Source organism: Leptospira sp. WS58.C1 (assembly GCF_040833995.1).
Taxonomy (GTDB): domain Bacteria; phylum Spirochaetota; class Leptospiria; order Leptospirales; family Leptospiraceae; genus Leptospira_B; species Leptospira_B cinconiae.
This window is the reverse complement of the sequence record NZ_CP162137.1, coordinates 2,776,627-2,798,664: the sequence shown is the minus strand read 5'-3', so window position 1 is coordinate 2,798,664 and position 22,038 is coordinate 2,776,627. Positions and strand designations below refer to the sequence as shown.

Here is a 22,038-nt window from a genome sequence, read left to right as displayed (position 1 = left end):
TAAAAGTTTTTCCTTCTGCCAAGATGCGTCCAAATTCTAAAGTCCGTTCTACAGTTTTTTTCCTATTGGCCTTGGTCCTAACCCCAAGTCTGCTATTCGCCGAACAAACCATTCTTCTCCGCAAGGGTGGCAAAGTGATCGGTAACGTAGTCGGCCAAAACGAGAAGACGATCACCGTTCAATCCGACACCGGCAAACAGACCATCAGTAAAAGAGATATATTAAAAATCATTTATAAAGATATCACTAGAGAAGAAGAGAATCGCATTCGTAAGGAAGAAGAGAAGAAAGTCCAGGAAAATCCCCAAATAGTAGAGGAACCGATCCAGATCATTCCGCCTCCGGTTTCTAACGAACCTAACAGAAGTAGATGGAGCGCGGTTTGGCGTTCCGCACTTTTACCAGGCTGGGGACAATGGTATACCGACAATAAACTGGAAGCTAAGATTACCGGCGGCGCATTCCTTGCCAGCTTAGCATACGCCGGTTATTCCAGATCCGAAGCGGAATCCGCAAAAAGTAAATATGATGATGCCGTCTCCAAGAGTAGTACTACCGGTTCCTTTATCTACGGAGGCGGGATTGCAAATTTCTACCTTCTCACCATAGTCCCCAGCGCAAGAGCGGATTATGAAAGCTCCGTCCAGACCTATAATACTTCCGTATATTTGTTGGGTGGAGTGTATTTGGCTCAATTGGTCCGGACCTATTTTCTGGGAAAATCTTGGGAGGAGGGTGCAACAGCCAATCCAGTTGCTTGGACAGTCGTACCTAAACCGGATTGGTCTGCCTCGGGAAGAGTCGGTTGGGGCGCGGAAGCAAGTTTTAGCCTTGGTTTTTAGGAATTTTGTTCGTATTTCCTTGACCCCTTAGGCCGGTACGCGAAATTGGCCAATACAGGACATACCCATGCCAATCGTATCTAAACCGCATAGAACTCCTTCCTTAAAAAAGGAACAAGCTAATAAAGCTTGGTACGTAGTCGACGCAGAAGGCAAAACCTTAGGTCGTCTCGCTTCGGAGATCGCAACTAGACTCCGCGGTAAACATAAACCTACTTTTACTCCAAACGTTGATTGTGGAGATAATATTATCGTTATCAATGCTGCTAAGGTAGCTGTGACTGGAAATAAAGAGACTCAAAAAGAATATTTCCATCACTCTCGTTATCCGGGTGGTATGACAGCTACTACTCTCCAGAATATGAGAGTAAAACAACCTGAAAAAATCCTGTACGAAGCAGTAAAAGGTATGCTTCCTAAAAGCAAACTCGGTGCCGAAATGTTAACCCATTTCAGGATCTTCCCTGGAACCGAGCATAATCTCGGCGCTCAAAAGCCGATCAAACTGGAACTCTAGGAGATATTAGAATATGGCAACCGCCAAGGAAATTTGGGCAGTAGGACGTCGCAAAAACGCGATCGCCCGCGTAAAATTAAAAGAAGGTTCCGGAAAAATTGTAATCAACGATAAGGATTACAAAGATTATCTGCAAAATAGCCGTTCTAATATTAAAGAAGCTTTAACCGCTTTAACTCTGATGAACGTTTCTGAAAAGTTTGATCTTAAGGTAAACGTTTCCGGGGGAGGGATCATCGGGCAAGTGGGAGCGATCCGCCATGCACTTGCAAGAGTAATCTGCCGTTATAATCCCGAGTTCAGACCGACTGTTAAAAAAGAAGGCCTTCTGACTCGTGACCCACGTATGGTGGAGCGCAAGAAATACGGTCTACACAAAGCACGTAGAGGAACTCAGTTCTCTAAACGTTAATTTACGCTTTTTAGATCTTTTTTTGGGAATGCCTGAAGTTCTTGCCAACAAGACCTCGGGCATTTTCTGTTTTTAGGGGATACATGAATTTTAAAAAAGTTTCCGAAGTCCGCACAATTTTTTTGGATTATTTTAAGGAGAAGGGCCACACAATAGTGCCTTCTTCCTCTTTATTGCCTGCGGGAGATCCTACACTTCTATTCACGACTGCGGGAATGGTGCAGTTCAAACCTTTGTTCACAGGCGCTGTGGAACTTCCTTATACAAGAGCCGCCTCCGCTCAAAAATGTCTTCGAACCACGGATCTGGAGAATGTAGGTAAAACGGAAAGGCACTGTACATTCTTTGAAATGTTGGGAAACTTCAGCTTCGGAGATTATTTCAAGGAAGAAGCGATCGAATACGCACTGGATTGTTCGGTAAACTATCTTGGATTTCCTAAAGAGAAGATCTGGATTACTGTATTCGAAAATGATGATGAAGCAGAAAAAATTTGGATCTCCAAAGGTATTCCGAAGGAAAGGATCACTCGTTTAGGAAAAAAAGATAATTTCTGGGGACCTGCGGGAGATAGCGGCGCTTGCGGACCATGTTCCGAATTATATTTGGATAGAGGGCCGGAAAAAGCGTTCCCGGATTGTGGTGTCAAATACGAGTGCAAACCGGGCTGTGATTGTGATCGTTTTTTAGAATTTTGGAATATAGTATTCAACCAATTCAACCAAGATACGGAAGGAAATCTTCATCCGCTCAAACAAACAGGCATCGATACCGGTTCCGGATTGGAAAGAGTGGCTTTACTTCTGCAAGGTGTGGACTCCGTTTATGATACGGACGAGCTGAAAAAGATCATCCAAGAAGTGGAAAAGATCTCGGGGAAAACGTATAACGAATCCACTAAAGTTCCTTTTCGGGTGATCACGGACCATATTCGTTCCGTATTGTTTACTGTATCCGACGGGATCTATCCGGACAGAACCGGGCGAGGATACGTTATCCGTCGCCTGATCCGTAGGGCCGTATTATTCGCCAGAAAACTGGATCTAAAAGAACCTTTCCTATACAAACTGGCAAAATCGGTATGCGATATTTATAAAGAAAGATATCCTGAACTGGAAAAACATATTTCCTCCGTGGAAAGAACACTTCTCGCAGAAGAAGAGTTATTCCTCAAAACCTTAGAGATCGGTTTGGAAAAGATAGAAGTCCTCGTTTCCAAAACAAAATCGGAAGGTTCCAATACATTCTCCGGAAAAGACAGCTTTCTGTTATACGGAACGTACGGTTTCCCTGCGGAGATGACAGAAGAGATCGTAGCGGAACACGGACTCTCCTTCGATCGTAAAGGTTTCGAGGACGAATTGGAGAAGGACAGGCAATCTTCTCGCGAGACCTGGAAAGCAAACAAAGTCTCTTTATTCACCGGGATCAAAACGGATAAGACCCAATTTTTGGGTTACGACGTTTTAGAAGCCGAGTCCGATCTTAAATTTATATTCTCGGATAATAAACAAGCTGCAGCACTCAAAGAAGGGGAGTCGGGAGTATTCGTATTTTCTTCCAGTCCGTTCTATCCGGAGGGAGGAGGACAGGTGGGGGATATCGGATTCATCCGAAAGGACGGGTCCGTCTTTAAGGTTTTGGACACCCAGAAAGAGAATGATATCATTCTTCATATCGGAACCGTTCTCTCCGGAAGTTTTTCCGTTGGAGACAAGGCTAGGTTGGAAGTAGAGAAGGAAAGAAGAGAAAGACTCAAATTCCATCACTCCGGAACCCACTTATTAAACGGGGCACTTCGCACTTTACTGGGAAATCATGTGCTCCAAAAGGGATCCATCGTATCTCCAGAATATCTACGTTTCGACTTCTCTCATCCGAGCCCTTTGAGTCCAGAAGAAATTCGTAATATAGAATCCTGGGTGAACGAAAGTATCGTGCGTCATATCCCGGTCGATACAAAGGTCCTTCCGATCGAAGAAGCTAAAAAAACGGGAGCAGTCGCCGCCTTTGACGAAAAATACGGAGACAGTGTAAGAGTTCTTCAGATGGGCGATCGCTCCTTGGAATTCTGCGGGGGAACTCATGTGGGGAATACCGGGGATATCGGATACTTCTTCATTAAAAAAGAATCCAGCCCGGGTGCCGGGAATAGAAGGATAGAAGCAGTGGCAGGCCCGCTGGTTGTGGAAACCTTCCAAAACAGATTTGCAGAATTAACGGAAGCTGTCCAAAATCTAAATCTAAAGATCAAAGACGAGTTAGCCACAGACGGTGCCTCATTCTCTATCAAAACGATTATCCCAGGACCGGATGAGATTAGATCCTTATTCGAGACCAAGGGGGCGGATGCAGTCGTTTTTCTTAGAGATCTTTCCGAAAAACTCTCGCTCGAATTGGAAGAAACCCAATCCAAATTCTTAAAAGGGAAAAAAAATAGAGAATCCAGGGACTTCGAGAACAATCCGGAAGTGATCGCAAAAGTATTCGAAAATTCTAAAGTGATCGGTTCCGTTAAGATTGTTTCTGCGATATTTGAGTCCAAGGATGCGAAGGCATTAAAAGGACTTTCCGACAATATCAAGGTAAGAGAGAAGGAAATAGTAGCCATTTTTGCCAGCAAAAACACGGAAGACGCCAGTATCGTAATTACTTGTTCCTCTTCTTTGGTTGGAAAGATCCATTGCGGAGAACTTGTAAAAACCGCCTGTGAAATTTTAGGCGGAAAGGGCGGCGGAAAACCGGACATGGCACAAGGCGGAGGAAAAGAAGTTTCCAAAGTGGAAGAAGCAGTCCGATCCGCATTGGAAAAAGCAAGTTCCAGTTTGAACGGAGGAAAATAAGATGAGCGATCCATCATTTGATGTTGTTTCCGAGATAGATAGACCTGAATTACAAAATGCGGTTACCCAAGCGATCGCGGAGATCAAGAATAGATTCGACTTTAAAGGTTCCAAGTCGGAGATCAAATTGGAAGAGGAGAATCTGATCCTTATCTCGGACAATGAAGCAAAATTGGAAAGTGTGATCGATGTTTTGATCAACAAAATGGCAAAAAGAGGACTCGGTCTCAAGTCCTTCGATTTTAAATCCAAATTGGAACCTGCTACAGGTAATACCGTTCGGATGAAAGTGAAGATCCGCAACGGTCTTGAAAAAGAACAGACCAAAGAGATCACTAAGATCGTAAAAGATTCCAAATTGAAAGTGATCCCTACTATCATGGGGAATTGTGTTAGGATTCAAGGAAAGAAGAAGGATGATCTCCAAGAGATCATGAGACTTTTAAAATCTGCGGACCTTCCTTTCGATGTTCAATTCCAGAATTTTAAAGGATAAAACCGTAACATTCCGAAACGATAAGGGTCTAATCTAAGTATGAAACGTTTTCTATTTCCCGCAATTATTTCTATTCTTCTAATCTCAGGACTTTCTGCAGAAGAGGAAAATCCGATCAAGTTCAAAATAGAAAAATCTTCACCTTCCGTTTATCTTTTGAAAGTGGCTCATCCCGAAAATTTCGGGATCCAAAAAGAGGCTCCCCATCGTATTTTACTCAATCCTGGATCCGGATTAAAAGTGGTCTCTGCGGATCTAAAACTGAAAGGTAAAACTTCTCCCCGCAAAAAAGAATATTTCGAATCAGTGGAGCCAATGCAGATAAAATTGGAAGGAAAAGGAGAGCTGGAGATCCACGCAAAAATTTTCTACTGCGACTATAACAGGAATATCTGTATTCCTGGGAAGATATTACAAAAAGAAATTATACAATAATTGAATATCTACTCTTCCTCACAAATAAAGCGGTCGAGATGCCGCTTTTTTTGTGACTTATTTTAAGAAGCAGCCGACGTTGGAGTGCCAACAGTCAGGTTCTTCAAACATTATACAATTTAATCATGCCGTGTAGGAGTTCTAAGGGGAAATCCATTAAAAAGATCCTGTTAAATAATACGTTGTGCGAATTCCTACAAAGTAGGTCTTTATCACTTCTTAATTTCTATCTTTAGATCCGGTTGAGATACATGAAATAGATAATATGTCTTACCGTTGATCGGTTTGGAAACTTTTACTATTTTTCCTTTGGAATCCACTAACTCTTTCAGGAATTTTCTGTCGGTAGGACGAAACGAGTCTCCCTTTTCCGCTATAAAAAGATTTAAGGCTCTTTTTTTCGCCAATTCCAATGCCTCACCCTCGTTCCCATCCAAGGAAGACACAACAACTTGATAGGTAGATGAGCTGATAAAACCTTCGGTCGCTTTTACGAATTGGTCGTCTTCTGTCGGAGCGGACTCTTCCACAACATTCTTCGGAGTTTCTTTTTTAGGTTCTTCCGTTTGAGGAGTTTTACATACGGAAATGAGAGAAATGACCAGTAACGCAAAAATCGTTTTTGTATGCATAGCGTTAGATTCCTTTGTTATTGAATAATTTTAGATTCTAAGGTTCGCTTGAGTAAATCCGCATCCACAACTCTAAAAACGAAAGTGCAGCTCTTAGGGTCGCTATAATCTTCTCTATATAAGAACAGTTTATCCAAAAGCCAAGCGAAAGAAGCTCGGTAAGTTAAATAATCCGCATTTACGATTTCCGTCTTCTTTTTTTCTTTTTTTTCTTCCGGAGAATCGTCTTCAACCTGGGCCTGTACGTTTTGGGTAGCGATAGAAGCGGCACCCATAGGAGAATTGGATTTGGTACGGACCGCTTGTGGAGGCCCAGGAAGCGGCTCATACTTGGGAACCGTAGAATTAACTCCGACACCGATCCAAGTTTTTCTTTCCTCTGAGATCTGTGCTAAAAGCAAATTAACCGATATCTCATCTCTTTTACGGAGCGCTCTTGACTTACAATCTTCTCTCAGTGTTAGAAGGGGTTTTTCTTGGTTCGGGACCGGAACTGTCACAACAACTTGGAAATAATCGTGAGAAATAAAACCTGAGTCATTTAAGTTATCCCAAATTTTTCTTCGGTATTCGGGATCTGCGGGCTCGCAATACCCGAAAAAAAATGTCAGGAATACGACCGACAATACCCTCAACATAGTTCCTAGTTTATTGTTCCCCTCTACAAAAACCAGCGGGATTTTTTCCCGGTAACTTCTGGACAACATAACTTTTAGGGGAAAACTTGTTGGTTATGTGGGAATATCTTTCCAAGTCCGTAATTTCTCGTTTCAGCTTTTCGTTTTTCATTCTTTGTCTTCTTATAAACTTCGAAACGTTCGCAAATGAAGACATCTTCTCCGAGATCCGAACCACTTTGGAGTCCAGAGTGAAGAAGGTTACTCTGAAAAACGGGATCCGGCTTCTTATGATGAAAAGGGCCGATTCTCCTACGGTCGCTGTTTATACCAAATTTTTGGTGGGGGCTGCGGACGAAACTCCTGAGATCGCGGGAACCGCTCACCTTCTGGAACATATGCTTTTTAAGGGTACGAAAAATATAGGTGTCACCGATTCTGAAAAAGAAAAAGTATATCTGGAACAGATCCGTGTTTGGGGAAAACGTTTAGATTCGTATCGTATGCAGGAAAGAGAACTGGCTGCAAAAGGGGAGCCTGTTCCGGAAAAGTTAATCAAAGATAAAAATATTTTAGAGATCAGGTTTAAAAATCTGTTGGAGCTTCATCGTAAATTCGTGGTTTCTAACGAAGATTCTTATATTTACGAAAAGAACGGAGGCACAGGTTTTAACGCATATACGACGAATGATGTTACGAATTATCAGATTTTACTTCCCGCAAATAGATTGGAGATCTGGGCAAAACTGGAATCCGATAGATTAAAAGATCCTATATTAAGGGAATATTATACGGAAAGGGATGTGGTCCTGGAAGAGCGCAGGATGAGAGTGGAAAACCAGGGAATGGGGATCTTAAGAGAAAAATTTTTAGGCGCCGCTTTTCCGAAACATCCGTACGGAATGCCTGTGATCGGTTACGAATCCAATCTTCCTTTTTTGGACATAGATAAAACGGAAGAATTTTTCAAAAAGAATTACAGACCGCATAAAATGGCAATCGGGATCGTAGGAGATCTGGATTTCGATAAGACAGAAAGTTTAGTCCGAAAATATTTCGAAGATATTCCGGACGGACCTTCCCCTAAACTTTCTCATGAGCAAGAAAGTTTTGATCATGAGACGAGGAGAGTGACCGTAAAACATTCTTCCGGTCCTATGAAAGTAATGGGTTGGCTGACTCCAGCTTCTCCTCATCCGGATAAACCTGTTTTAGAATTGATAGATGCGATCTTATCCCAGGGTGAAACCGGTAGATTGTATAAAAGACTGGTACTTCGAGATAAACTTGCCCAGAGAGTTGCCTGTTGGACTGGAGAACCGGGAGAAAGATACGCAAATCTATTCGCGATCTACGTGACAAATGTGAGAGGGGCCGACCCGGACAGGATAGAAACTTCTATCTTGGAAGAAATAGAAACTCTCAAAAAAGAAGCGGTTACCGAAGAGGAACTGGCGAAGATCAAAAACCAGATCGTTGCCGATTATATCAGAGGTTTGAATAGTAATTCTAAACTGGCGGATGTTCTTACATACTACGAGCTAGTGGCGGGAGATTGGACGGAAATTTTTGACGATTACGCTCGATTGGATCGAGTCACTCCCGAAGATATCATGAGAGTGGCCCAAAAATATTTCACACATAGGAACCTTACCGTAGGCGATCTGATCAATTCCGACGGAGAGAAAAAATGAATATAATAAAAAGATTAACTATCTCTTCATTTGTGTTTTTATTCCCTTTTATCAGCTCGGACGCGGCTCCGGGAGATTTTGTAAAAGACGTAAAGATCCCCGCCTTAGAATTCCATTTTCCTGAAATTCGGGAGATTGGTCAGGACCCGAACACTCGGATCTTATATTTGGAAAACCCCGAGTTCCCTATTAAAACCCTGGAGATCACATTTTACGCGGGACCTTCTTTTTACACAAAAACTCCTTTCGAACTAGTGGAAATTTTTCCGGAAGCTTGGAAGAGGGGAGGTACAATCTCCCATCCCGGAGAAAGTTTTGCGGAAGTCTGGGAATCCTTCGGTTCCAAACTGAGAGTGGATTCCGATCTGGACACCGTGACTTTAACATTCTCCTGGCTTTCCAGATATGATCAGGAATCCAAAGCTCTAATCTCCGAATTTCTAAAACAACCGATTTTCGGAAAAGAAGCTTTTGAAATCGCAAGATTACAATTAGGCGAACAGATCAAAAGGAGAAACGATAATATCGTAGGGTTAGCTTTTAGAAAAGCAAACGAACTCGTATACCAAGGAAAAGTAAAAGGTAAGTCTCTTTTGTTATCCGCACTTGAACAATTAAAGGAAGAAGATCTAGGGGAATATTATAAGAATCAGTTATTGAGTTCTAGACGTTCTATTCTAGTTAGCGGTAAATGGAACCAAGAAGAGATCCCTCAGTTTTTAGGAGATATTCTGCCTGCATTCTCCGGAACTCCTGTGATGGAGTCTGAAAGTTCCATACCTGACGAGTTGAATAAAAAACTAAAAAGTAAAGAGATCAAAAACCTGATCGTGGACAAAGCGAATACTCAGAATGTTGTCCTGTTTCTGGGAGTAGGGCCTGCGCATAACGATCAGGATTTTTATGCCGTGCAAGTTTTGAATTATCTGGTTGGAGGCGGGGGATTTACGTCCTACTTTATGAGTAAGATCCGCTCGGACAAGGGACTGGCTTATTCTTCTTCCAGTCATCCTGTATTTGAAAAAGATCACTCGGTGATCTACTTTTTTACTCAAACGAAATCCCAAAGCACCATGGAAGTGTATAATCTCATGGGAGAAATTTTAGGAGATTCTACATTCTCCAATATAAGCGAAGAAGAATTGAAGAACGCAAAAGAAGCTATCCTAAACAAGTTTATCTTCCTGTTTACCGATTCGGTCGAAATTCTCCGCAATGAAGTCCGTTTCAGAGAGCATAAAATGCCTAAGGATTATCTGAAGAATTATAGAGACAAAATCCAGGAAGTTACTCTTGCAGATTTGAGAAGAGTAGGTAAGATCTATTTTAGAAGAGATAAACTTACCGCAGTGATCTCCGGCCCAAGATCTTCCGTTTCTTCCGACCTGCCTGGACAAAAAACGATCGGCCCGGAAGATCCGATTCCATAATGGATTGTACATTCGAACATAGAGGATATTTATTCGAAGGAATTTCGGAAGGAGGAATTCGCACTTCCGTAGTAATGCCTCGATTAGGGTTGATGTTCGATATTGGACACCAAAATCCCAACCGTATCAATATCGAAAGATTACTTTTGACCCATGCACATTTGGATCATTCTGCAGGGTTACCTTATTATATTTCCCAAAGATCCTTACGTAAATTAGGACCTCCTAAAATATATCTTCCTAAAACCTTAGAAGCGCCTATGAGAGAAATTTTGTCCCTCTATTCCAAGATAGAAGACTTCACTTACCATTACGAAATGAAAGGGTTAGAAGAAGGAGAAGAGGTTGAAATAGACGCATCCCATTTTTTTAAAGTATGGAAAACATTCCATAGAGTGGATTCCCAAGGGTATACGATTTATGAAAGAAAGAAAAAATTAAGAACCGAATTTATAGGTTTGGATAGGGACGAACTTTTAAAAAAGAAAAAAGAAGGGATCGATATCAACGAACTTAGTTCCAAACCTGTGGTTAGTTTTTCCGGCGATACTAAAATCGAATATGTGCTGACCCATAAAGATGTGGCTGAATCCGAGATCCTTTTTTTAGAATGCACCTATATAGATCACGAAAGGAATGTGGAAGATGCGAGAGAATGGGGACATATCCATCTGGATGAGATAATACATCATCTTTCCTCCTTTAAGAACGAAAAGATAGTTCTGATCCATTTTTCAAAACGATATCCTTCCGCATATATTCGAAAAGTATTCTCTAAAAGAATTCCCCTTTCCGAAAGGGATAGGATCCACCTTTTTCTTCCCGGATAATATTATGGCTCCTCAAAATCCGAAACAGAAATACGGGTCTTCTATTTATAAAGACGGATTAGAGGATTGGATCCATTCTGAATTAATAAAGCGCCCTTATGACTGGCTGGAAGACCTTGAAAAAAAGGCCGCTCAAGACAAGTTCCCTGTTTTAACTCCTGCCTCGGGCGCAGTGCTTGCGTTTTTGGCTTCTTCTTGGGATCCGGATATTGTTTTGGAATTAGGGACCGGTTATGGGATCTCGTTGATCTGGCTTTTATCCGCAGTCCGCAAAAACGTAAAAGTCCGAACCGTAGATAGAGAAACGGAGTTCATCCAAGTTGCGAAAGAATTTATTGCCAAGCTGGAGCCGAACTCATCCAGAGTGGAATTTACGAACGCGGACTGTTCCGAGATCGTAAAAGAATTTTTGGATACTTCTTCTTACGGAAAGAAAGAACTGATGTTTGTGGATTGTGACAAGGTCCGCTACCCTGAAATTTTAGAGATGATCCTGGAGAAGGGGAAGAGCAGAAATCTGAGAGTGATCTACGATAATGTTCTTTGGCATGGAAGGATCGCGGACCCGCAAAACCAAGCTCCTTCCGACCAAGCTGTGCGAAAATTATGGTCTCAAATCAAAAATTCCAAGATAGAATACACCATATTCCCTGTCGGCGACGGAATATTATGTTTCGATTTTAAGCAATAAAAAGCTTGTTTGCTTCTTAAGCGTTGTGTTATATTACCGCGAAGGGTCGATCACATGACAAAAATTTCTTTCCCTCGGATCGTCGCGGTTCTTGCGGCATTCTTCTTAATTTCGTACGGCGTCACTGCACAAAATAAACCTACAAATAACGACGGTAAGGGTTCTGCCTTGGCTAACGCAGCCGAAGATCCTAAATACCAAGGGGATTATTTGGAGGAATTTCATTTTGCCAGGACCTTGGATTCCACTCAGAATAAGATCAAAGGTGATCTAGGCGCTCTGGAAGTGGTGGTAAAAAATTTCGGATCTCAGGTCCAGAATTCCCAACAGGACTTCGATACCATCTGGAAAAAATACAACGAAGCATATCGCTATTCTTTAATGCGCAAATATGTGGTCGCCGGCCGTAAGATGAAGGAAACGGAAGACGAGACAAACAAACTGTACGGAAAATTCTCCGATCTATATAACCAAAAAGTGGATCAACTCTTAGGAGAATGTGCGGATGCGATCGTTTCCATCGAACAAAAGTCCGGACCAGGGGCGGCTGCAAAAGGATATGCGGGACGAGAAGTCTCTCATAACCAGCACAAACTTCAGATCGCTTACTATCAATTCATCCAAGCGGAGAAGATGAGAAGGGACTCCAGATTTAAGGATAGCCTGATGCATCTTAGGATCGCGAAAGAATACGGAATTTCTATCCTCAGCAAATTGAAAACCGAAGAGGAGAGTAAAAATATCCGGGAGAAATACAAGGTGGATCTGAGCGACAACCGCAATATGGTGTACGCAGAGACCAAACTTTAAAAGATCTCCGGGTTAAACGCTCGGATTCCTTGACGTATCATGAGGGGATAACAGGCTATGCCTGAGATCCCCGGAGAAATAAATTTCCATACGTGATACGAAAAATTTTACTCACACTTTTCCTTCTAATATTCTCATTCTCCGTTTCTTCCCAAGAAACAACCCCGAAAAGAACCTATAATATAGTCATAGATCCGGGCCATGGAGGTTTGGATCTAAAACCTAAGGAAGAACACGGAGACAAGTACGATCCTATCTCGAATAAATATCTGGAACCTTATAAGGCGGGCGCCCAAACAAAATCCAGAAGAGAAAGTGAAGTAGTACTCGCTCTTGCAAAAGAAGTAAAAGAAATTTTGGATCTCACCAAAACTCAGGAAGGATTCGAAACATTCCGATCCTACGCTAAAAAATTCACAAACGATACACTTCCTTGGATCAGAATAGATTCGGATCTGACTAGAGAGGAAACTGCAAAAGAAGAAGGAGCCGATCTTTCTTCCGACCCAAATGCTTTTTACAGACTGTATGATTATCCGGATAAAAAAACAGGAAAGATCAAACCTGGAAGGATTTCCAGGATCAATGCGGCTCGACCTTATTTAGTTCTGTCTTTACATTTGAATCCAAGTTGGAAAGGGCATCCAGGCGGAATGGCTGCGGTTCTCTCTCCTTCTTATAGAACATTCTATAATTTACGAAAAATATCCGAAGGAAAATCTTCTAAGTCATTTGAAGAAGGACCTTGGAGCGAATGGATGCGTTTCAAAATGGAATGGTCCCGTTTAGAAAATGCAGTCGCAGATGCTTGGATCTATTTTAACGGATACTGGCCGAACAAATCCGGGAAAAAAACGGATCTTTCCAATTTCGAAGGATACCGCCAAAACATGGTAACCTGGAAATATGCAGATCCTCCGGGCTGGATCGACAAAGCGGTGTTAAACGGTCCAGGGCCTTATGCCAAAAAACATTCTGAATATTCCGCCAAAGGAAAATTTTGGGATAGAGAAAGAGCAGAACCCGAACTCTGGAGAAGAGAGGACGGCGCAGAAGGATTCGGCGGAGACAATCATTACGCCGCAGCGGAACTCATGAGATTTTTACAATACGGTCTTAGGACTTTGCCGACCCAAGACGAAGAATTATCCAATCCAGGTCCGATCAATAAACCGTATATCTCCACTTATAGTCTTCCTACTTTTATCAATGCGATCTCCGCTTATTTAGAGATCGGTTATATCGATAAGGAGAAGGACATGAAGATCCTGACCCAAAGAAAAAAGGACACTGCGATCAGTTTGGCAGTGGGGATCTATTCCTTATTTCACGGCATCAAAATTAAATCTGCAGATCTACCCTACGTTCCCAAAGGGAAGAAGATAGACTGGGCGCGTTATGAGAACTTGAAGGAAGGGAATTATTTTAGGGTGGTAAGAGACGAGTAATCTTGAGTCTTCTTTCCACAACGGGCAGAACTCAGAAACATTCGAAATCTCCTCCTTGCTTTTATAATTCCTGAGAAACAATTAGGCTCTGGTCGCTCGGATCAATTCTGCGATCAGCAGTTCGATCCATTGAAGAGTCTGATAGATCCCTATTTTTGATTCCTTCTCCCTTAAATATTTTTTTCGACGCCAAAGCTTACGCTCAGTACGGAAACAGACTTGCTAAATTGGAATTGGGTCAGTTGGATCTCCTTTGCGGAAAAGATAGAATGTGCCAAGGCCCAATCCGAAGACTCGCTACCTTTCATCGATTTTGGAAATGCGTATTCTATCGCCAAATGAAGCGCGTAACCGTTCGTAGTATAATATCCCAAACCTCCAGCCAGATGATGTTCATTTGTGGTTCCAAGCATCGGATTTAGACCTTGAGGGGTCATAGGAGTTCTAGCATAACTATATCCGGCTCTGAACCTAAATCCGTATTTCCATTCATATTCCGCACCCAAAGCAAAACAATATTGATCTCTCCATCTGAAATTCATCTGCATTACATTTGATCCCAGGCCGATTGGAGTAGTTACTAAAGGTTGTTCCAAGATAAAACGATTTGTGCTAAAACTTTGGGACCAAGGAATATATTTAATATCAAAATCGAAGATCCAAGAATTGTTCCTATAAGAGATCCCGAAAATATGTCGATCCGGCCAAACCATATATCTGGAAACTCTGGACTCATTTTTGATAATAGGATCTTCTCCTTCTATCTTCATTTGCCCGTCCATATGTAAAACGTTTCGAAGCGTATAAGAATAAGCGACCCTAATATTAGGGGAAAGTTCATAAGAAAATCCTAATTTTCCTCCGTAAGAGTAAGCGGGATCGCTATTATAAGCTAGGCTTCCCGGTAGTTCGACTGTGCGGCTTAGGTCTAAGTTTGTCTTCTTCATTTCCATGAATGCGTATGCAAGATCAAGGCCCACGCCGACCGATAGATTCCCGAATCTGTATCCGGCGCCTAGGGTCAACTTAGTAAGCATAAATTTGAATTTAAGATCTTCTTGTATTCTTCTTTCCGTTCCGAAGGGAGAGTCGGCGTCTAACGTATCATTTAAACTTTGTTTGCCTGGTGAGATCCGGTTTATATTCGAAAAAGAACCTCCTCCTCCGCCTTGCGTATACAACGCAAACCCGATACCGAGTCGATCCGTGACCGGAAGTATATAACCCATATACGGGAAAACAGCCCTTGGAGTTTCCACGATCTTGTTTTGGTAGGAAAGTTTGGGGTCCTGGTCTATAAAAGAATCTGAATATTCTATTCTTGCAAAATGAACGGAGGTCCCGAACTCCCATTTTGGGGCAGTGAGTCTCGCCAAGTGAGACGGATTGGATTCCAAGTCCATAACGGAACCACCGACTGCTTGGAATGCGCCTCCCATCCCGGTTTGCCTCGCGCCGAAAGCGGTGGGCATGATCCCCTGGAATCCATACACAGCAGAGTCGATTGATAAGAAAAGGAGAAGGATCGGTAAAAAGGGGACCGTGCCCCTTTTCGGTCGGGAGAGGATGTCTTTATATTTGATATTAATTCCGAGTTTCATTCTCAAATTATATAAAAGAACCCAGCAAATGCATTGATCCAAGTCAATTCTTAGAATCTGGTGAGGTAAACTGTAGGATCCGGATAGGCCGGATAACGGATGGAGAACCTGGATGCGGTTTCCATTTTCCTTCGATCTTCCGGAAAGCAGATGAATTCGATCCGAAAGTCTCGGATCTCCATTTCGGGAGGTTGGATCCCGTCGATAAATTCCATCCACTCCCAAGTTGGCACATTAATAAAAAGTAATCCTCCTTCCGGGAATTCGTAACGAGGCTCTTTTTTGTATTCTTGAGAATTCCATTCTAAATGGATATAGACTCTAGGATGATGTTCTTCGAAGTCCATTATCAATTCGTAATTGATCCGTTCGAGCGCGGGTTTGAGAGAAGGAAAGGAGATCGTTTTCATAGTTTTCGTTTTAAAAATTTTGCGGCTCTTCTTCCGATCTCTTTTCCTAGCTCCACTGTCGCTTCAAGCTTGGATTGTTTAGTGGTGATTAGACCTACCGGAAGTTTGGATTCGGGCGCGATCGTATAAATTCGGACTCCTTTGGGAGGATTGGAAGCGATCTCGCGAGCGTTATTATAATTCGTATGATGTGAAAATTTCATAATCTTAGACAATTTCCGATCTAAAGGAAAGGATAAAAATCTGCTAATGGATGTAAGCGGCGGAGAAGAATGTTGTACAGGTGAGTTTAATACCACCGTTATGTCCTTATAACCCGCTTGGATGAGATCTTGTAATGGCAGAGGATTTAAGATAGCTGCGTCGGATAAATATTCACCTTCTACCTTATATTTTCCTTTGGTTGCTATAGGAAGGGACGTAGCCGCCTTTAATAGATCGAAAAGATTTTCTTTGGTTGCCTTTCTGTATTCTACGGACCTGGAGCGGAGATTACTTACTGCGATCCTTAACTCGGGCAATCCTCGTTTTCCTAAATTTTCGGTCAAGATCCTATATTTTTTTCGGAATAGATAATCTATTAAATATTTCTGATCTAGAAAAGGTTTACCGAAAAGCGGATGGAATACGGAGATCAATTTTTTACCGGCAAGTTCGTATTTCCAGATAGAAAGAGTATGTTCTCCGGAAACAGGTTCAGGGTCGGGAGTGGTCGCATAATAAGCCGCACAGCAAGCCCCTGAAGAAACTGCAAGAACTAGATCGAAATTTTTAGCAGGCAGGATACAATTCAAAGAATGTAATACACCTCCCGCAAACGCTCCTTTCATTCCTCCTCCTTCTACCAATAACGCTCGCTTTCCTTTTTTTGCTTTAGGAAGTTCCATGATCTCTCCTTTATCGGGAACTTAGGATCTTATCCTTCTTTCCCGTTTATAGAAGATAAGAGTTCATCTCTTCCAAAAATGTTGCAAATTCAAGAAGACTCCAAGGTCCAGAAATCCATTACAACTCATTAAACATGATAAATGTTAATACGCACATTGATATCGATCAATTGCATCTGAAAGATTTTCAGTTAGGATTGATCCCGAAAATGGAAGAGAAGAAGAAGGAAAAAATATCCTTATCCACCGAAGTCTTGGTGATCGGAGGTGGTCTGGCCGGGATCGTTCTGGCCCTGGATCTACTTGATTCCGGAAAAAGAGTGATCTTGGTAGATCGTGATTCTGAGGATCGATTAGGAGGCCTTGCTAGACTTTCTTTCGGAGGTATCTTTATGGTGGATACTCCGATCCAAAGATGGAACGGGATAGAGGATAATAATTCTTTAGCCCTCTCAGATTGGTATTCTACGGCTGAATTTTCGGAAGAAGACAAACTCCCTAAACTCTGGGCGAAGGAATACGTTAACCGGTCTTTAGAGGATATATTCTATTATCTTAAAGGAAAATCCGTCGGCTTCTTCCCTGTCGTACATTGGGTAGAAAGAGGATTATTCAAACCTGGGAATAGCGTTCCTAGATTCCATATGGTTTGGGGAACCGGAGAGGGTTTGATCTCCGCATTAAAGAAAAACTTATATTCTCATAAAAATTTGAATCGGCTTCATTTTATATTTGGAACTCGAGCCAAGGAGCTGATCCGCTCCGGAAAAAGAATACAAGGCTGCATAGCAGAATCCGAAACGGATGGGATCAAATACGAGATCTTTGCGGAACATACGGTGCTTGCGAGCGGCGGGATCGCGGGAGACATGAAGAAGGTCCGAAAATATTGGCCTAGATCTCTTGGCAAACCGCCCGAGACAATTCTGAACGGTTCACATAAATATGCGATAGGAGATCTTCATACTGCTTCTGCAAAGATAGGAGCTAACCTGACCCATCTGGATAAGATGTGGAATTATGCCGCAGGAGTTCATCATCCTGATCCTAAATGGGAAGGAGAAGGACTCAGTCTTGTCCCTCCTAAGTCCGCTCTTTGGTTGAATTCAAGAGGAGAAAGGATTGGGCCCATCCCTTTAGTTACCGGTTTTGATACACGCTATCTTGTGGAAAGGATCTGTGCCCAAGAGGAAAAATTCTCTTGGCAGATCATGAATTGGAAGATCGCAGTTAAGGAACTTGCCGTTTCCGGTTCCGAATTCAACGAGTCGATCCGAAACAAGGATTTCTTCGGATTTTTGAAAACTTTATTTTTCGGGAACGAATCTTTCCTAAAAAAGATCAGTTCAGAATGCATCGATTTTGTAGTGGCGGATTCCATCTCCGAACTTGCGGAAGGAATGAACCAATTGAATGAAGATCGTTCCATCGATGGGGACAGATTAGAAAAAACTATATTAGAATACGATGAAATGATCGAAAGGGGAGAAGTATTCCATAACGACGATCAGCTCAGAAGGATCGTTCAACTTCGTAATTATCGTGGAGATCGGGCCCGAACCTGCAAGTTCCAGAAGATCTTGGATCGGAAAGCGAAACCTTTGATCGCTATACGCGAATTTATCCTGACTCGAAAATCCATGGGAGGCATCCAAACGGACCTAAGATCCAGGGTCTTGGATCCTAAAGGAAATCCGATAGAAGGTCTGTATGCGGTGGGAGAAGCAGCCGGTTTCGGCGGCGGCGGTATTCACGGGAAAGGCGCTCTAGAAGGGACTTTTTTAGGAAGTTGTATACTTACCTCCAGAATTGCCGCTCGTTCCATTATAAAAACTTAAATAAAAGAGAATTAATATGAAAAAAACCGGAGCAGAATTGATCGTATACGCCTTGGAACAGATCGGAGTGAAATTCACTTTCGGAATACCAGGAGTACATACTACGGAATTATACGACGAATTGAATCTATCCAGCACAATCACTCCGTTTTTGGTTACCCATGAATGTGGAGCGGCGTTTATGGCGGATGCAATCAGTAGGACTTCCGCGTCCTTAGGAACATTAGTGATCGTTCCCGCCGCGGGAGCAACTCACGCGTTAAGCGGAATAGGGGAAGCTTATTTGGATGGAATTCCGATGCTCGTCATTTCCGGTGGAGTGAGAACGGACACTGGAAAAAAATTCCAATTACATCAAATAGATCAGTCCGGATTTTTGAAAGGGATCACTAAAAAATTCTTTAGAGTAGAAACTCATGAGGAGATCGTCCCCATTCTATTCGAAGCTTACGAAGTTGCAACGGAGGACGAAGCTGGACCCGTATTTGTGGAAATTCCTGTAAATATACAATTGTTTTCGGGAAAAGTTTCTTATATTCCCAAATTCATGCCGGAAAGGAACGTATGGAAGATCGACGAGGCAGCGTTTGAAAAAGCATGTGAACTTTTAAAGCGCTCTTCCCATCCGGGGATATTTGCAGGTTGGGGAGCAAGGAACGCGACAAAAGAATTGATCGAACTTGCCGAATTGATCGGTTCCCCTGTGGCAACTACCTTGCAAGGATTAAGCGTGTTTCCGGCAACTCATCCTCTTCATACCGGAATGGGATTCGGTGCGTACTCGGTTCCTGCGGGAGAAGCAGCTTTCGAGAATTGTGATTGTCTCTTGGCTGTCGGAACAAGATTTTCAGAGATCCCTACCGGTAGTTTTAGTATGAAGGTACCTGAAAATCTGATCCATATAGATGTGAATCCGGACGTGTTCTCCAAAAACTATCCTGCTAAATCGGAGTTAGAAGGAGACGCCAAACATATATTAGGCGCTATATTGGAAAAATTAAAGAAAGAAGGGGTCCAAGAAAGAAAATCCGCAAAAATAAAAGACCTGATCCTAAAGAAGAAAAAAGAATACGCAGAAGAATGGGAAAAACATTCCGTCGCAGATCGGATCAATCCTTCTATCTTCTTTCGAGAGTTGCGTAAACAAATGAAAGAAGAGGATATCCTGGTAGTGGACGATGGGAACCATACTTTTTTGGCTGCTGAATTATTTCCTGTGATCCGTTCTAAAACATTTATTTCTCCTAGCGATTTTAATTCTATGGGTTATTGTGTGCCTGCTTCTATAGGAGCTAAGATCGCAAACCCGGATCGAAATGTTGTGGGGATCGTGGGTGACGGCGCATTTTTAATGACCGGATTAGAATTACTCACTGCGACTACAAACTCTGCGGGCGTAGTCATTTGTGTATTTTACGACGGGGAATTAAGCCAGATCTCCCAAGGGCAACAGATACCATATTCTCGTAAGACTTGTACAATTCTTGGTGAATTACAATTAGAAGGTATTGCAAAAGGCACCGGCGCCGCTTATCTTTCTCTTGAATCGAATGAAAACATCGAGTCGATCTTAAAGCAGGCATTTCGTATCTCGGAAGAAGGTAGGCCGGTCATTGTGGATATAAAGATAGATTATTCTAAAGCCACCAGATTTACAAAAGGAGTGGTCCAAGCCAATCTGGGAAGATTTCCTTTAGGAGAGAAATTCAGATTTATCGGCCGCGCTCTTTGGAGAAAAGTGACAGGCTAAAGCTTTCTTTCCATGTATTTTATAGCTTTATTATTCCACTTTTTTGCGGCTGCCTTTTGGGTGGGTGGAATGCTTTTTTTTGTGCTGATCTTCCGTCCTGTGTATAAGGATAAGGAGCTTTCGGATGTTAAAACCATTCTATTGCTCAAGATCGCGTTACAATTCAGAAAACTTTCTTATTATGTATTTATAATATTGATCGGATCGGGTATCAGTATCGCTTATTTGAAAGAGTATTTCGAGGCGTATTCCTTGATTTCTTACTGGATATCTCCTCATGGAAGGATCTTTCTTATAAAGATGATCTTGTTCCTTCTTCTACTTCTTAGTTCCGTTCTTCATGATTTTTTGATCGGTCCGACTGCATTTAAGGAAATGGAGAAGGGAGCAAGATCGGATAGTAGAAGCAGAAAGTTTGCATCCATATTCGGAAGGATCAATCTTTTGATCTCATTATTGATCGCTGTGTTGGGGCTTGCGTATTCGAGAGGTTTTACGTTTTAGCGGACCTTCTTCTTTAATACGTACTAAAAGAATTTTTTCAATTCTTCTTTGTTGATAACCTCTATCAATCCTCTTTCCGGATTTATGATCCCTTGGTCCTTGAGTTGTTTGAGCGCTCTTGAAAAGGTTTCCGGTCTTAGAGCGAGCATGGAAGCGATCTGGGAATGTGCAAGTGTTGCTTGGCTTTCCGGAAGATAATACAGGAAGTGAGCCACTCTCTGTAAAGAATCCATAGTCATTCCGCGATTGATGGAAAGATTTAACGCTTGGATCTTATTGAACAAGGATTGGATCAAAAGATGATTTAAAGAAATATCCGTTTTTATTTTTTCCCGCAGCTCTTTAAAGGGAAGGGATAGGACTGCTCCATCCGTTACAAATCTACCGGATGCAGGAAATGCGATCCCGTTGATGAGCGCAAGTTCTGCGATCATGGAAACAGGATTGAAAAAATTCAAAGTGATCTCGTTGGAGCTTGAATCGTATTTGAATATCTGCAGTTTACCTTCGATCAGAAGATGTAAACAATCCGTTTCGTCTCCTTGATGAAATAAGAATTCGTCTTTTTTAAGAGTCCGTTTCCTTCCGCCGGAAAAGATGGATAACATCTCATCCTTAGTTATTTCATCGAAGATCATTAATCCCATATCTTACTCATTCTCATTCGATCCTATTCTATAAGTTTTGACGACTTGAAAATCTACGAATCGATCTTAAGGCCGCATGACAATTATCATCCGTGGCTTTTCGGGCCGATTGACCCGGGTCAAGGAGCTTCTTTCCTGAACGTAGTTAGATGAGTGAAAGTCCGGCCGTTGGATCTCATCACTGAAACCTGAAGAGCCGGACGCTCGGGTGTTTATGAAGATAATTAAGAATATCATAAAATTCGGCAAGATCGCTCCGGTGCTGTTAGGTTTAATCGCTTTCTCTTATTGCGGGAAGGAAAAACCGGCGGAGACCGAGAGTTCTGTCGCTAGTAAAGGAGTCGGGCCAGTCTCTTCTGTTACGTTAGGCACGTTAAATGAAGGTATGGCTCAGAAGGGAAAGCTGAACTTCGAAACAAAATGTAGCGCTTGTCATAAATTCGAAGAGAAGGTCGTGGGGCCTGCGCTTAAGGGAGTAACCGAGAGAAGGACTCCGGAGTGGATCATGAATATGATCTTGAATCCTATCGAGATGACACAGAAGGATCCGATCGCTCAGGAACTTCTCGCAGAACATCTGACTCAGATGACGTTTCAAAACGTTCAAGAATCCGAGGCCAGAGAGATCCTGGAATATCTTAGAAAAATGGATAAGAAATAAAGGAGGAAGAAAATGAAAAAACACGAATTCAGGAATCTTGTAC

22 protein-coding genes are annotated in these 22,038 nt (G+C 42.3%); 16 read left to right on the top strand and 6 right to left on the bottom strand.

The genetic code is table 11. The features are described from left to right. Positions 1-23: 23 nt before the first annotated feature. From AB3N61_RS12795 to mpl17, 6 genes are all read left to right on the top strand, one after another. Positions 24-842, top strand: coding sequence for an LA_0442/LA_0875 N-terminal domain-containing protein (locus tag AB3N61_RS12795; RefSeq protein ID WP_367897771.1), 819 nt, complete (start codon positions 24-26; stop codon positions 840-842). A gap of 67 nt (positions 843-909) precedes the next feature. Then, positions 910-1,359 (top strand): 50S ribosomal protein L13, encoded by a 450-nt coding sequence (gene rplM / locus AB3N61_RS12790; RefSeq protein WP_008594822.1) that lies wholly within the window; start codon positions 910-912, stop codon positions 1,357-1,359. 13 nt (positions 1,360-1,372) lie between these two features. Next, positions 1,373-1,771: a 30S ribosomal protein S9 gene (rpsI, locus tag AB3N61_RS12785; RefSeq protein ID WP_020768787.1), complete on the top strand. Its 399-nt coding sequence runs from the start codon at positions 1,373-1,375 to the stop codon at positions 1,769-1,771. Between the two features lie 83 nt (positions 1,772-1,854). Beyond that, on the top strand, positions 1,855-4,614 hold the full coding sequence (gene alaS, locus AB3N61_RS12780) for an alanine--tRNA ligase (RefSeq protein ID WP_367897770.1): 2,760 nt from the start codon (positions 1,855-1,857) through the stop codon (positions 4,612-4,614). 1 nt (position 4,615) lies between these two features. Continuing rightward, the gene (locus AB3N61_RS12775) at positions 4,616-5,110 is read left to right on the top strand and encodes a YajQ family cyclic di-GMP-binding protein (protein ID WP_257588065.1); all 495 of its coding nucleotides are present in this window, start codon (positions 4,616-4,618) and stop codon (positions 5,108-5,110) included. A 39-nt stretch (positions 5,111-5,149) separates the two neighbouring features. After that, positions 5,150-5,545, top strand: coding sequence for a cell surface protein MPL17 (mpl17, locus tag AB3N61_RS12770; protein ID WP_257588064.1), 396 nt, complete (start codon positions 5,150-5,152; stop codon positions 5,543-5,545). A 212-nt stretch (positions 5,546-5,757) separates the two neighbouring features. On the opposite strand, the gene AB3N61_RS12765 is transcribed toward mpl17, so the two are convergent. Together AB3N61_RS12765 and AB3N61_RS12760 are read right to left on the bottom strand one after the other, a co-directional pair. Continuing rightward, positions 5,758-6,177, bottom strand: a complete 420-nt coding sequence (locus AB3N61_RS12765; RefSeq protein WP_367897769.1) for a lipoprotein — start codon at positions 6,175-6,177, stop codon at positions 5,758-5,760. 17 nt (positions 6,178-6,194) lie between these two features. Continuing rightward, positions 6,195-6,815, bottom strand: a complete 621-nt coding sequence (locus AB3N61_RS12760) for a hypothetical protein (protein ID WP_198289296.1) — start codon at positions 6,813-6,815, stop codon at positions 6,195-6,197. A 95-nt stretch (positions 6,816-6,910) separates the two neighbouring features. Between AB3N61_RS12760 and AB3N61_RS12755 the strand changes: the two genes are divergently transcribed. The 6 genes from AB3N61_RS12755 (at position 6,911) to AB3N61_RS12730 (ending at position 13,697) form a co-directional block, all read left to right on the top strand. Then, a complete protein-coding gene (locus tag AB3N61_RS12755; RefSeq protein WP_367897768.1) occupies positions 6,911-8,488 on the top strand; it encodes a M16 family metallopeptidase in 1,578 nt (525 codons plus the stop codon). After that, the gene (locus tag AB3N61_RS12750; RefSeq protein WP_367897767.1) at positions 8,485-9,918 is read left to right on the top strand and encodes a M16 family metallopeptidase; all 1,434 of its coding nucleotides are present in this window, start codon (positions 8,485-8,487) and stop codon (positions 9,916-9,918) included. Before AB3N61_RS12755 ends, AB3N61_RS12750 begins: the two co-directional genes overlap by 4 nt. Beyond that, complete coding sequence (locus AB3N61_RS12745) at positions 9,918-10,748, top strand: MBL fold metallo-hydrolase (RefSeq protein WP_020768803.1); 831 nt, start codon at positions 9,918-9,920, stop codon at positions 10,746-10,748. Before AB3N61_RS12750 ends, AB3N61_RS12745 begins: the two co-directional genes overlap by 1 nt. A 4-nt stretch (positions 10,749-10,752) precedes the next feature. Further along, the gene (locus AB3N61_RS12740) at positions 10,753-11,439 is read left to right on the top strand and encodes an O-methyltransferase (protein WP_367897766.1); all 687 of its coding nucleotides are present in this window, start codon (positions 10,753-10,755) and stop codon (positions 11,437-11,439) included. A gap of 54 nt (positions 11,440-11,493) precedes the next feature. Beyond that, positions 11,494-12,249 (top strand): hypothetical protein, encoded by a 756-nt coding sequence (locus AB3N61_RS12735; RefSeq protein ID WP_367897765.1) that lies wholly within the window; start codon positions 11,494-11,496, stop codon positions 12,247-12,249. 128 nt (positions 12,250-12,377) lie between these two features. Next, positions 12,378-13,697, top strand: a complete 1,320-nt coding sequence (locus AB3N61_RS12730; RefSeq protein WP_412758413.1) for an N-acetylmuramoyl-L-alanine amidase — start codon at positions 12,378-12,380, stop codon at positions 13,695-13,697. 170 nt (positions 13,698-13,867) lie between these two features. Here the strand turns inward: AB3N61_RS12730 and AB3N61_RS12725 are convergent, their stop codons facing one another. From AB3N61_RS12725 to AB3N61_RS12715, 3 genes are read right to left on the bottom strand one after another with little or no spacing between them, the layout of a single operon-like run. After that, positions 13,868-15,298 (bottom strand): OmpP1/FadL family transporter, encoded by a 1,431-nt coding sequence (locus AB3N61_RS12725; RefSeq protein ID WP_081603572.1) that lies wholly within the window; start codon positions 15,296-15,298, stop codon positions 13,868-13,870. A 50-nt stretch (positions 15,299-15,348) separates the two neighbouring features. Then, complete coding sequence (locus tag AB3N61_RS12720; protein WP_020768749.1) at positions 15,349-15,708, bottom strand: hypothetical protein; 360 nt, start codon at positions 15,706-15,708, stop codon at positions 15,349-15,351. Continuing rightward, on the bottom strand, positions 15,705-16,595 hold the full coding sequence (locus AB3N61_RS12715; protein WP_020768869.1) for a patatin-like phospholipase family protein: 891 nt from the start codon (positions 16,593-16,595) through the stop codon (positions 15,705-15,707). The genes AB3N61_RS12720 and AB3N61_RS12715 overlap by 4 nt, the downstream gene beginning before the upstream one ends. Positions 16,596-16,804: 209 nt before the next feature. Here AB3N61_RS12715 and AB3N61_RS12710 point away from each other — a divergent pair, with 209 nt between their 5' ends. The 3 genes from AB3N61_RS12710 to AB3N61_RS12700 are packed head-to-tail and all read left to right on the top strand — an operon-like array spanning position 16,805 to position 20,687. Then, positions 16,805-18,433: an FAD-binding dehydrogenase gene (locus AB3N61_RS12710; RefSeq protein ID WP_036089149.1), complete on the top strand. Its 1,629-nt coding sequence runs from the start codon at positions 16,805-16,807 to the stop codon at positions 18,431-18,433. Positions 18,434-18,449: 16 nt separating this feature from the next. Further along, positions 18,450-20,183, top strand: a complete 1,734-nt coding sequence (locus AB3N61_RS12705; protein ID WP_020768914.1) for a thiamine pyrophosphate-binding protein — start codon at positions 18,450-18,452, stop codon at positions 20,181-20,183. 12 nt (positions 20,184-20,195) lie between these two features. Further along, positions 20,196-20,687, top strand: a complete 492-nt coding sequence (locus AB3N61_RS12700) for a copper resistance protein CopD (RefSeq protein WP_367897763.1) — start codon at positions 20,196-20,198, stop codon at positions 20,685-20,687. Positions 20,688-20,710: 23 nt separating this feature from the next. Here the strand turns inward: AB3N61_RS12700 and AB3N61_RS12695 are convergent, their stop codons facing one another. Then, on the bottom strand, positions 20,711-21,334 hold the full coding sequence (locus tag AB3N61_RS12695; protein WP_020768923.1) for a Crp/Fnr family transcriptional regulator: 624 nt from the start codon (positions 21,332-21,334) through the stop codon (positions 20,711-20,713). Between the two features lie 214 nt (positions 21,335-21,548). Between AB3N61_RS12695 and AB3N61_RS12690 the strand changes: the two genes are divergently transcribed. Next, the gene (locus tag AB3N61_RS12690; protein ID WP_020768828.1) at positions 21,549-21,995 is read left to right on the top strand and encodes a c-type cytochrome; all 447 of its coding nucleotides are present in this window, start codon (positions 21,549-21,551) and stop codon (positions 21,993-21,995) included. Positions 21,996-22,038: the final 43 nt, after the last annotated feature.

Bases quoted from the DNA above. Each gene is read 5' to 3' on its own strand.
- AB3N61_RS12795 (WP_367897771.1), top strand. From the start codon at position 24: ATGCGTCCAAATTCTAAAGTCCGTTCTACAGTTTTTTTCCTATTGGCC.
- rplM (WP_008594822.1), top strand. From the start codon at position 910: ATGCCAATCGTATCTAAACCGCATAGAACTCCTTCCTTAAAAAAGGAA.
- rpsI (WP_020768787.1), top strand. From the start codon at position 1,373: ATGGCAACCGCCAAGGAAATTTGGGCAGTAGGACGTCGCAAAAACGCG.
- alaS (WP_367897770.1), top strand. From the start codon at position 1,855: ATGAATTTTAAAAAAGTTTCCGAAGTCCGCACAATTTTTTTGGATTAT.
- AB3N61_RS12775 (WP_257588065.1), top strand. From the start codon at position 4,616: ATGAGCGATCCATCATTTGATGTTGTTTCCGAGATAGATAGACCTGAA.
- mpl17 (WP_257588064.1), top strand. From the start codon at position 5,150: ATGAAACGTTTTCTATTTCCCGCAATTATTTCTATTCTTCTAATCTCA.
- AB3N61_RS12765 (WP_367897769.1), bottom strand. From the start codon at position 6,177: ATGCATACAAAAACGATTTTTGCGTTACTGGTCATTTCTCTCATTTCC.
- AB3N61_RS12760 (WP_198289296.1), bottom strand. From the start codon at position 6,815: ATGTTGAGGGTATTGTCGGTCGTATTCCTGACATTTTTTTTCGGGTAT.
- AB3N61_RS12755 (WP_367897768.1), top strand. From the start codon at position 6,911: ATGTGGGAATATCTTTCCAAGTCCGTAATTTCTCGTTTCAGCTTTTCG.
- AB3N61_RS12750 (WP_367897767.1), top strand. From the start codon at position 8,485: ATGAATATAATAAAAAGATTAACTATCTCTTCATTTGTGTTTTTATTC.
- AB3N61_RS12745 (WP_020768803.1), top strand. From the start codon at position 9,918: ATGGATTGTACATTCGAACATAGAGGATATTTATTCGAAGGAATTTCG.
- AB3N61_RS12740 (WP_367897766.1), top strand. From the start codon at position 10,753: ATGGCTCCTCAAAATCCGAAACAGAAATACGGGTCTTCTATTTATAAA.
- AB3N61_RS12735 (WP_367897765.1), top strand. From the start codon at position 11,494: ATGACAAAAATTTCTTTCCCTCGGATCGTCGCGGTTCTTGCGGCATTC.
- AB3N61_RS12725 (WP_081603572.1), bottom strand. From the start codon at position 15,298: ATGAAACTCGGAATTAATATCAAATATAAAGACATCCTCTCCCGACCG.
- AB3N61_RS12720 (WP_020768749.1), bottom strand. From the start codon at position 15,708: ATGAAAACGATCTCCTTTCCTTCTCTCAAACCCGCGCTCGAACGGATC.
- AB3N61_RS12715 (WP_020768869.1), bottom strand. From the start codon at position 16,595: ATGGAACTTCCTAAAGCAAAAAAAGGAAAGCGAGCGTTATTGGTAGAA.
- AB3N61_RS12710 (WP_036089149.1), top strand. From the start codon at position 16,805: ATGGAAGAGAAGAAGAAGGAAAAAATATCCTTATCCACCGAAGTCTTG.
- AB3N61_RS12705 (WP_020768914.1), top strand. From the start codon at position 18,450: ATGAAAAAAACCGGAGCAGAATTGATCGTATACGCCTTGGAACAGATC.
- AB3N61_RS12700 (WP_367897763.1), top strand. From the start codon at position 20,196: ATGTATTTTATAGCTTTATTATTCCACTTTTTTGCGGCTGCCTTTTGG.
- AB3N61_RS12695 (WP_020768923.1), bottom strand. From the start codon at position 21,334: ATGGGATTAATGATCTTCGATGAAATAACTAAGGATGAGATGTTATCC.
- AB3N61_RS12690 (WP_020768828.1), top strand. From the start codon at position 21,549: ATGAAGATAATTAAGAATATCATAAAATTCGGCAAGATCGCTCCGGTG.